Source organism: Parendozoicomonas verongulae, from assembly GCF_009711465.1.
GTDB classification, from domain to species: Bacteria; Pseudomonadota; Gammaproteobacteria; order Pseudomonadales; family Endozoicomonadaceae; genus Sansalvadorimonas; species Sansalvadorimonas verongulae.
In genome coordinates, this window is record NZ_SMME01000742.1 from 1 (window position 1) to 8,538 (window position 8,538).

Annotated in this window: 9 protein-coding genes, 2 tRNA genes and 1 pseudogene; 8 read left to right on the top strand and 4 right to left on the bottom strand. The window is 51.0% G+C overall.

Annotation, left to right across the window (positions count from 1 at the left end):
* Positions 1–289 (top strand): annotated as a pseudogene (locus E1189_RS04655) (hypothetical protein); the annotation flags it as partial.
* Positions 290–376: 87 nt separating this feature from the next.
* Positions 377–685 carry a hypothetical protein gene (locus E1189_RS04660; RefSeq protein ID WP_155158892.1) on the top strand — a complete coding sequence of 103 codons (309 nt, stop codon included), beginning with the start codon at positions 377–379 and terminating at the stop codon, positions 683–685.
* An 81-nt stretch (positions 686–766) separates the two neighbouring features.
* On the opposite strand, the gene E1189_RS04665 is transcribed toward E1189_RS04660, so the two are convergent.
* The 3 genes from E1189_RS04665 to smrA form a co-directional block, all read right to left on the bottom strand.
* On the bottom strand, positions 767–1,039 hold the full coding sequence (locus tag E1189_RS04665; protein WP_155158893.1) for a hypothetical protein: 273 nt from the start codon (positions 1,037–1,039) through the stop codon (positions 767–769).
* Between the two features lie 14 nt (positions 1,040–1,053).
* Complete coding sequence (locus tag E1189_RS04670) at positions 1,054–2,196, bottom strand: Na/Pi symporter (protein WP_155158894.1); 1,143 nt, start codon at positions 2,194–2,196, stop codon at positions 1,054–1,056.
* A gap of 164 nt (positions 2,197–2,360) precedes the next feature.
* Positions 2,361–2,945, bottom strand: a complete 585-nt coding sequence (smrA, locus tag E1189_RS04675; protein ID WP_155158895.1) for a DNA endonuclease SmrA — start codon at positions 2,943–2,945, stop codon at positions 2,361–2,363.
* Positions 2,946–3,174: 229 nt separating this feature from the next.
* On the opposite strand from smrA, the gene pheS reads away from it, so the two are divergent.
* The 4 genes from pheS to E1189_RS04695 all read left to right on the top strand — a co-directional run bounded on the left by pheS (position 3,175) and on the right by E1189_RS04695 (position 7,627).
* A complete protein-coding gene (pheS, locus tag E1189_RS04680) occupies positions 3,175–4,191 on the top strand; it encodes a phenylalanine--tRNA ligase subunit alpha (RefSeq protein WP_155158896.1) in 1,017 nt (338 codons plus the stop codon).
* Between the two features lie 100 nt (positions 4,192–4,291).
* Positions 4,292–6,673 carry a phenylalanine--tRNA ligase subunit beta gene (gene pheT / locus E1189_RS04685; protein ID WP_155158897.1) on the top strand — a complete coding sequence of 794 codons (2,382 nt, stop codon included), beginning with the start codon at positions 4,292–4,294 and terminating at the stop codon, positions 6,671–6,673.
* Positions 6,674–6,942: 269 nt separating this feature from the next.
* Complete coding sequence (gene ihfA, locus E1189_RS04690; protein ID WP_155158898.1) at positions 6,943–7,251, top strand: integration host factor subunit alpha; 309 nt, start codon at positions 6,943–6,945, stop codon at positions 7,249–7,251.
* A 7-nt stretch (positions 7,252–7,258) separates the two neighbouring features.
* Positions 7,259–7,627 carry a MerR family transcriptional regulator gene (locus E1189_RS04695; protein ID WP_329601894.1) on the top strand — a complete coding sequence of 123 codons (369 nt, stop codon included), beginning with the start codon at positions 7,259–7,261 and terminating at the stop codon, positions 7,625–7,627.
* 140 nt (positions 7,628–7,767) lie between these two features.
* On the opposite strand, the gene E1189_RS04700 is transcribed toward E1189_RS04695, so the two are convergent.
* Positions 7,768–8,094: a hypothetical protein gene (locus E1189_RS04700; protein ID WP_155158900.1), complete on the bottom strand. Its 327-nt coding sequence runs from the start codon at positions 8,092–8,094 to the stop codon at positions 7,768–7,770.
* 151 nt (positions 8,095–8,245) lie between these two features.
* Between E1189_RS04700 and E1189_RS04705 the strand changes: the two genes are divergently transcribed.
* A tRNA-Pro gene (locus tag E1189_RS04705) sits at positions 8,246–8,322 on the top strand.
* Between the two features lie 139 nt (positions 8,323–8,461).
* Positions 8,462–8,538 (top strand) — tRNA-Pro (locus E1189_RS04710).

Consider the following 8,538-nt stretch of genomic DNA (forward strand, 5'->3'; position numbering starts at 1 on the left):
TGAAATATTCGGTAAAAACGGATTTTATATTCGTTTACCTCTTAAAGGTGGTAAAGGAAAAACCATGCCATTGAATGAGGCTTTTGATCAGGTGCTTTCAAAGCAGGATAACTTTTTACCGTTGATTAAGAAGGGCGATCTTCGAGAGTTTCAATCTAAATCGCCTTATATCCATCTACACTGGCTGGATTTGGATCAGCTGAACGAGCTGTCTACATTCCAGCGCTTGGATATTGTGAATACGATTGCGAGCCGTTTTCACGATATGGTGAAGACTGAAGTGTCTTAAGAGACGCTGCCTGTTTCTCTGTGATGTATTCCTCGCAATGTCTGCTATTCTCTTCGATCTGCTTATTTTTTGATCGGAGTAGTGTGAATGAGTCTCAAGACCAAAATTGAATCAGATCATAATACGTTAACTGATGTGGTTGGTGTGGTAGGTAAAGCCAGAGGCGAAATGCACTACAGGTTTGATGTTCTGGAGCAGCGTCTTGATCGGCAGGATGTGAGACTGCAGAAAGTGGAGGCTGATGTAGATCAACTGAAAACTGATGTGCAGGAACTGAAGAATGATGTGAAGGAACTGAAAACTGATATGCATCACCTGAAGGCTGAAGTAGGTGCTTTGAATATCCGCTTTGATCAGTTGGAGCTTCTTATTCGTCAGGCCCTTCCCAAAAGCTAATGGAAGAGATATCTATCAGCTAACTATAAAAACAGGCGTTTACATAGCTGCAAACGCCTGCATAGTAGATTCTACCTTCCTTCAGAGTTGCTTCTTATCGCCCCGAAACCAGCTGGCCACATCGTGGAGAGACTTTCGTAAGTCTGCCATGGCAGAGGAACTGAGAGTACGGAAGTCGCTCAGGTGGGCATTACTTTTTTCCAAATACTCTTCGAGATGCTCGACTTCTTCGTGTTGCATCTCAATGCGCTCTTCTTCCAGCTCTTTTTCTAGCTGGTGTAATAGAGCCTTGGTTTCCTTGATCTGGGCTTTCAAAGCTTTACGGTGCGCTTTGTATTCCTGCAGTGTTGTCATAGCTGCGACTCCTTTCAAGCGGTCAGTGTAATTAATAAACTGGGTAGAACAAAGAATAGCCCGATCACATAGGCGAAGACTATCCATTTCCGTCGGCTGGCAATCTGTGCAAAGCGTCGGGCTGCGCGTAGAGGTATACGACGCAGGGTTGGTATTCCGTAAATCAGGACAACAGCTGATAAGTTAAAGATCAGGTGCACCATGGCAATCTGAAGGGCGAAGATTGCATGACTGCCTTCAACGGCTGTTGCTGCCAGAAGTGCCGTAATGCAGGTGCCGATGTTGGCGCCCAGAGTGAAGGGGTAAATTTCCTTCAGCTTGAACAACCCGTTACCCGCTAGTGGGACGATCAGGCTGGTACTAGTGGAAGAGGACTGTACGGCAATGGTCATCAGGGTGCCGGAAGTAATGCCAGTAATCGGGCCATGGCCAATAGCGCGGTGGAGTATGGCTTTTGCACGGCCAACCATCAGGACCTTCAGTAGCTTGCCCAGAATGATGATGGACAGGAATATCAGGGCCAGGCCGGTCAGGGCAAGGATAACGCCGCCCCAGGGGTCGGGGAAAGAACCAAGTGTGTCTTGATAGGTGCTGATTACTGGTTTGGTCAGTGGCTTGACGAAGTTCAGGTGCTTGATGCTCATAGAGCTGTCGCTTTCAAAGAACGTCGCCAGAAAACCTGAGGCTTTGCTCAGGTAACCGGTGAAAATTTCCAGAGGCAGGAAAATTGCAATAGCCAGCAGGTTGAAGAAGTCGTGTACTGTTGCAGCAGAAAATGCACGACGGAATTCTTTCTTCTTGCCAATGTGTCCCATGCTTACCAGAGTGTTGGTTACGGTGGTGCCCATATTGGCACCCATTATCATGGGGATAGCTGTTGCAACAGGAAGACCGCCGGCCACAAGGCCAACAATAACAGACGTTACTGTGCTGGATGATTGTACCAGTGCAGTGGCGAAGGCACCAATGACCAGCCCCATAACAGGATTACTGGCAAAAGCGAAAAGCTCTCTGGCGCCATCTGCGCCACCGGATGCCCATTTGAAGCCACTGCCGATCATGCCGACAGCGACCAGCAGCAGATAAACCATAAATACCACGGTTATCCAGCGCAAAGCTGTGCCGGCATATGTCCGTTGCGGGCCTGTGTATGTCATAGCAAATCATTCACTGTGTGGAAAGAAGTTGGGCGCTGTATCCCATGAATCGAAAATGGATGCAAGGGTGAGCCGATAATTTGCAACGAAAACTTACGATAAGATTGCGTCCAACCACTATGCTACAACATTTTATACTTATCTTTGTAGTTCTCTGCTCATGTTCAGTGTGCAGTTCTCCGAGCATGCTGCTCCCTGTTATCGGCCCGCTGCTCATCACTCTTGCGAATCATGACGTAAACGGCAGTGGTTCCACCGTGATAACGCTGGGCTGTGTGGAATGCAAGAACGGTATCATGCTCTTCCAACCACTGGCGGGTATAGCTTTTCATGGTTGCCTTTTGCTCGCCCTGCTCCCCACGGCCATGGCAGATAAGGGCAGTACGAATGCCGTTGCTCCGGCAATCTTTCAGAAAGCGATCCAGTTCCTGACGGGCATCTTTCACTGTCATCAGGTGGAGGTTAAGGCGGGCTTCCATTTTGTATTTACCCAGGCGCAGCTTTTTCCAGACACCTTCCTGAATCCCTGGCTCTTTCCAGAACAGGAAATCGTGGGGCTGTACCCGTTTGCGCAGTTCGATGGAGAGAGGATTTGGATCAATCAGCTCTTCTGCCGCAGCTTTGCGACGTTCTTCCAGACCCGGAGAGTCCTTCTTGGGTGTGGTGAGTTTGGCGTGAACGGTTCCCTTTGCCAGTGGCTTTACATCAGCCATCTCTTGAAAGAAGAGGTCGTTGTCACCCTGTTGCATGGTCTTGATCTGTCAAATGTGTCCGTAAGACTGTGCAGAATACCACAATCTTTGTTGGTGATATCGGCTGTGACGTTACCCTTTGGGCTGTACTCCCTCTTATCTACCCGTAGATAGTTCTGTCAGATAGGACATTTGTCACCGGGAAGGGCGTAGGATTCATAGTCTTAATCCTGACTCTCATGTAAACTTGAGCGTTTTGACATTCTCGGTTTACTTCACAGAGTCCATGGAAAACCTCCAAGCATTAACCGACGCAGCGCTTGCTGCTGTCGCGGCTGCCGGTAATGCGGCCAGCCTGGATCAGGTACGTGTACAGTATCTGGGCAAAAAGGGTGAAATCAGCCTGCTGATGCAGGGTCTGCGCCATCTCTCCAAAGAGGAGAAGCCCAAGGCGGGCGCCAAGATTAACGAAGCCAAGCAGGTTGTGCAGGCGGCCATGAACGAGCGTCGCGCGTTTATGGAGCAGGAAGCCCTGAACGCACAGCTGACTGCGGAGTCTATTGATGTGACTCTGCCGGGCCGTGGTGAAGCTGTTGGCAGCATTCACCCGGTGACCCGTACCATGGAGCGTATCAGCGAATACTTCCAGACAATCGGCTTTACTGAAGAAGCCGGCCCGGAAATCGAAGATGATTTCCACAACTTTGAAGCCCTGAATATTCCTGACCACCACCCGGCCCGTGCTATGCACGATACCTTCTATATGCAGGATGGCTCTGTGCTGCGTACTCACACCTCCCCTGTACAGGTGCGCACGATGAAGCGTTTTGTGGCTGAGAACCGCAAGCCGCCCATCGCGATTGTTTGCCCCGGTAAGGTGTATCGCTGCGATTCTGATATGACCCACAGCCCAATGTTCCATCAGGTGGAAGGCTTGTACGTGGCGGAAAAGGCGAGCTTCGCGGATCTGAAGAGTCTGCTGTCTGATTTCCTGCGTGTGTTCTTTGAGCGCGATGATCTGGAAGTGCGTTTCCGCCCTTCCTACTTCCCATTCACTGAGCCGTCGGCTGAGGTGGATATTGAGTGGGGCCGTAACGCGGATGGTTCTATCAAGTGGCTGGAAGTGCTGGGCTGCGGCATGGTTCACCCTGATGTGTTCCGCCATGCGGGTCTGGACCCTGAGAAGTACTGCGGCTTTGCCTTTGGTATGGGCGTTGAGCGTTTTGCCATGCTGCGTTATGGCGTGAAGGACCTGCGTCAGTTCTTTGAGAACGACCTGCGTTTCCTGGAGCAGTTCAAGTAATTTTTGAGTGAATGGCGGATATGGCTATCCCCCGCCAACATTCGAGCACTGACAAATTTTGCCAGTCTTCCCTGAGTGGGAGATTGAGGATGAATAGAGAATGAAATTCAGCGAACAGTGGCTGCGCAGCTGGGTAAACCCGGACGCAAGCACCGAAGAGCTGGTCAGCAAAATCACCATGGCTGGCCTGGAAGTGGATGAGTACGAAGCCGTTGCGCCAGAGTTTTCTGGCGTAGTGGTCGGTGAGATCGTAGCCTGTGAGCAGCATCCTGATGCGGATAAGCTGCGTGTAACCAAAGTGTCCAACGGCACGGAAGAGTTTCAGGTGGTGTGTGGTGCCCCTAACGCTCGCGTAGGTATCAAGATTCCTTTTGCCATGGTGGGCGCGGTGCTGCCGGGTAATTTCAAGATCAAGAAGGCGAAGCTTCGCGGCGTTGAGTCCTTCGGTATGCTGTGTGGCGATGATGAAATTGGTCTGGCTGACGAGCGTGCCGATGGGATTATGGAGCTGCCTGCCGATGCGCCAGTGGGCGCGGATATCCGCGAATACCTGCAGCTGGACGACACCATTATTGATGTGGATCTGACTCCTAACCGTGGTGACTGCCTGAGTATTGCTGGTCTGGCCCGTGAAGTCTCTGCCAACTTCCTGAGCGATGTGACTGTTCCGGAGATCGAAGATGTTGTTGCGGATATCGACGACACTTTCGAGGTGAAGCTGATTGCAACTGAAGCCTGCCCACGCTTTGTTGGTCGTGTGCTCCGTGATGTGAACATCAATGCCCCGACTCCTATCTGGATGGTTGAGCGTCTGCGTCGTTCCGGCATCCGTTCTATCGACCCTGTTGTGGACGTAACTGCTTACGTGATGCTGGAGCTGGGTCAGCCTATGCACGGCTACGATCTGGATCGTCTGGAAGGTTCCATTCAGGTACGTATGGCAGAGCAGGGCGAGAAGCTGCTGATGCTGAATGGCACTGAGCAGGAGCTGAACAGCAACACTCTGATTATTGCCGACGAGAAAAAGCCTCTGGGAATCGCCGGTGTAATGGGTGGTGAATACTCCGGTGTGAATGAAGGCGCAACCAGCATCTTCCTGGAGGCTGCGTTCTTCGACAAGATTGGTATTGCCGGTAAGGCTCGTCAGTACGGTCTGCACACTGATGCGTCCCACCGCTTTGAGCGTGGTGTGGATTCCGAGCTGCAGAACAAGGCTATTGAACGCGCTACTCGCCTGATTCTGGATATCTGCGGCGGTAAGGCTGGCCCTGTTGTTGAAGTGGCTTGCGAAGAGACTCTGCCCAAGGCTCGCACCGTGACTCTGAAGCGTCAGAAGGTGACTGATCTGCTGGGTGTTGATCTGCCTGCGGATCATATTGCGCCTCTGTTGACTTGTCTCGGCCTCGAGTTGACTGCTACTGGTGAAGATCAGTGGTCTGTGTCTGTACCAAGCTGGCGCTTTGATATCAGCATCGAAGAAGATCTGGTGGAAGAAGTGGGTCGTATCTACGGCTACAACAACCTGCCAGACACTGTACCCATGGCTGAGCTGCGTCTGCAGACTATCGACGAATCTCATGTTCGTATGAGTGAACTGCGTCGTGTTCTGGTGGCTCGTGGTTACCGTGAAGCGATCAATTTCAGCTTTATCGACCCTACCCTGCACAAGCAGTTTGATCCTGAAATAGAAGCGGAGCCTCTGGCAAATCCGATCTCCAGCGAAATGTCTGTGATGCGTACCAGCCTGCTGCCAGGTCTGGTAACGGCGATGCGTCATAACCTGAACCGTCAGCAGAACCGTGTGCGTCTGTTTGAAACCGGTCAGATCTTCATACGTAAAGAAGGAGGGCTGACTCAGGACTTGTGGATTGGTGGTGCCGTATGCGGCAGCCGCAACCCCGAGAGCTGGCATGATAATGATGAGCCTGTTGACTTCTTCGACCTGAAAGGTGATTTGGCAGCGCTGTTCAAGCGTGTAGGTAACGAGGCAGAATACAGCTTCATTGCCGCTCAGCGTCCTGCTCTGCATCCCGGTCAGTGTGCGGAGATTCTTCGTGATGGAAAGGTTGTAGGTGTGATTGGTCGTCTGCATCCAAGTGTGGCCAAGGCTATGAGTGTGGATATTCCGGTTTACCTGTTCGAGATGTCTGCTGACGTGCTGATGGCTGGCGATGTGACTGCTTTCAACGAGTTGTCCAAGTTCCCTGAGGTGCGCCGTGATATGGCACTGGTGCTGGATCAGACAACTGCTGCAGCTGACGTTGAAAGCGTTATTCGTGCCAAAGCCGGTGAATGGCTGCGCGATATTCGTCTGTTTGATGTATACAGCGGTAAGGGTGTTGAAGACGGTAAGAAGAGCCTGGCCTTGGGTGTGACCTGGCGCCACCCTGAGCGTACTCTGAATGATGAAGAAGTGAATGCGCTGTTTGCTGATATTACGTCTGCTCTGGAAACTGAGCTGGGTGGTACCCTGCGTCAGTAAGTTATGCAAACGTAAGTCATTGTGTATCTGCTATGTAGTGGATTGTAGATAGTCATTAGCGGCCTCTGGAGGGAAACCTTTGGAGGCTTTTTTTCGGTTTACAGACATATCCTGGGCAGTACCGGACATCTCACTGGCTAACTCTCTGAAAGGGTTGATATTTCCTCTCACTCACAGCATCCTAGGGTTTATAAGGCAGGTTTAGGAACTGTCATAAGAGTCATGCTGTAAAAGACTGATGTTAAATATTACATCGAGGATGTATGGCCATGGGGGCGCTGACCAAAGCTGAAATTGCTGAGCGGTTACACGAGGACTTGGGCTTTAATAAAAGAGAAGCTCGAGAGATTGTTGATCTTTTCTTTGAGGAGATTCGCACCTCACTAGAGAATAATGAACAAGTCAAACTATCTGGTTTTGGGAATTTCGATCTGCGGGACAAAGGAGAGCGCCCTGGTCGGAACCCGAAAACCGGTGAAGAAATTCCAATAACACCCCGGCGAGTTGTAACGTTTAAGCCAGGTCAGAAACTCAGGGCGAGAGTTGAGGACTATGCAGGACACCTTGTCGAAGAATGACGGATCAGTGGGGCTTGACCTCCAGGTTGGGCCTCAGGCTGAACTTCCCGCCATCCCCGGTAAGCGTTACTTCACAATTGGTGAGGTGGCTGATCTCTGTCAGGTGAAACCCCACGTGCTTCGGTACTGGGAGCAGGAGTTTGTTCACCTCAAACCTGTGAAGCGCCGAGGCAATCGCCGCTATTATATGCGACAGGATGTTCTTACCATTCGCCAAATTCGCAGCCTGCTTTACGAGCAGGGCTACACCATTCCCGGCGCCCGCGCTCGCCTTGCTGGTGAGGATGAGCACCACGACAGCAGTCAGTTTCGCCAGTTGGTGCGTCAAACCATCCGAGAGTTGGAAGAGATTCGGACAATCTTGAAAAGAAAATAGCTTTTGTTCTCAATCTGTGAGCGCTATTGAAGCAGCCGATCCAATTGGAGTGTTACTGGCTCGGCAAATCAGTAAACCCTTTTACGGGCATTTCTGAGCCATATTACAACTGGCGAAATCAAACCCGCAATCAACCCCAGCTATAGCCCAAGATCAACATACGAGACTTGAAAACCCAGTCCGGTTTGTCCTTTAGAAAACTGGTACAGCCCCAAAATGCTGTACATTACCAAGCCACTTAAGCAAATGCATAACTTGTGTGCTTCACCCAGGCCACAGTGTCTTGCAATTTCCCTTACGGCAAGAGCGCCAGCACCGTAGAGCGGTACAAGAAACAGAAGTGATAATAGCTGCTGCAGCGTCCAGTCTCCCAGCAGATACTCCGCAATAAGTGGACTTAACAGACACAGCCCCACTGCCATTAAATAATTTCTCGCTGCGATCGTTTCTGGATCAATCTCTGCCAAATATTATGGAGCTGGAACAGTATCACAAGTTTGACAGGACGCAGACTGAGCCGGAGCAGCGTTCAGTAAAACTACCGAATGACCCCCTTGTTGTGTACTCTTGTTTTGGATAGGATACGCCGCGTTCTTGCTTATAGGTAAGGCATTTTGTCGGAGCGTAGCGCAGCCTGGTAGCGCACCACAATGGGGTTGTGGGGGTCGGAGGTTCGAATCCTCTCGCTCCGACCAGTTTGAGTCGCAGAGTCTTTGAAAGCTCACCCCTTCTCTTTCCCAGAGAGGCTTTCACTCTTGCTAACGGCTTATTGTTAGTGAGAGCTGGCGATTAGTGATTGATTTTTTCAATGAAATCATTACTATAGCCATCGTTCGGAGCGTAGCGCAGCCTGGTAGCGCACCACAATGGGGTTGTGGGGGTCGGAGGTTCGAATCCTCTCGCTCCGACCA

Excerpts from the sequence above, each read along its gene's own strand:
- E1189_RS04660 (WP_155158892.1), top strand. The coding sequence starts at position 377 with ATGAGTCTCAAGACCAAAATTGAATCAGATCATAATACGTTAACTGAT.
- E1189_RS04665 (WP_155158893.1), bottom strand. The coding sequence starts at position 1,039 with ATGACAACACTGCAGGAATACAAAGCGCACCGTAAAGCTTTGAAAGCC.
- E1189_RS04670 (WP_155158894.1), bottom strand. The coding sequence starts at position 2,196 with ATGACATACACAGGCCCGCAACGGACATATGCCGGCACAGCTTTGCGC.
- smrA (WP_155158895.1), bottom strand. The coding sequence starts at position 2,945 with ATGCAACAGGGTGACAACGACCTCTTCTTTCAAGAGATGGCTGATGTA.
- pheS (WP_155158896.1), top strand. The coding sequence starts at position 3,175 with ATGGAAAACCTCCAAGCATTAACCGACGCAGCGCTTGCTGCTGTCGCG.
- pheT (WP_155158897.1), top strand. The coding sequence starts at position 4,292 with ATGAAATTCAGCGAACAGTGGCTGCGCAGCTGGGTAAACCCGGACGCA.
- ihfA (WP_155158898.1), top strand. The coding sequence starts at position 6,943 with ATGGGGGCGCTGACCAAAGCTGAAATTGCTGAGCGGTTACACGAGGAC.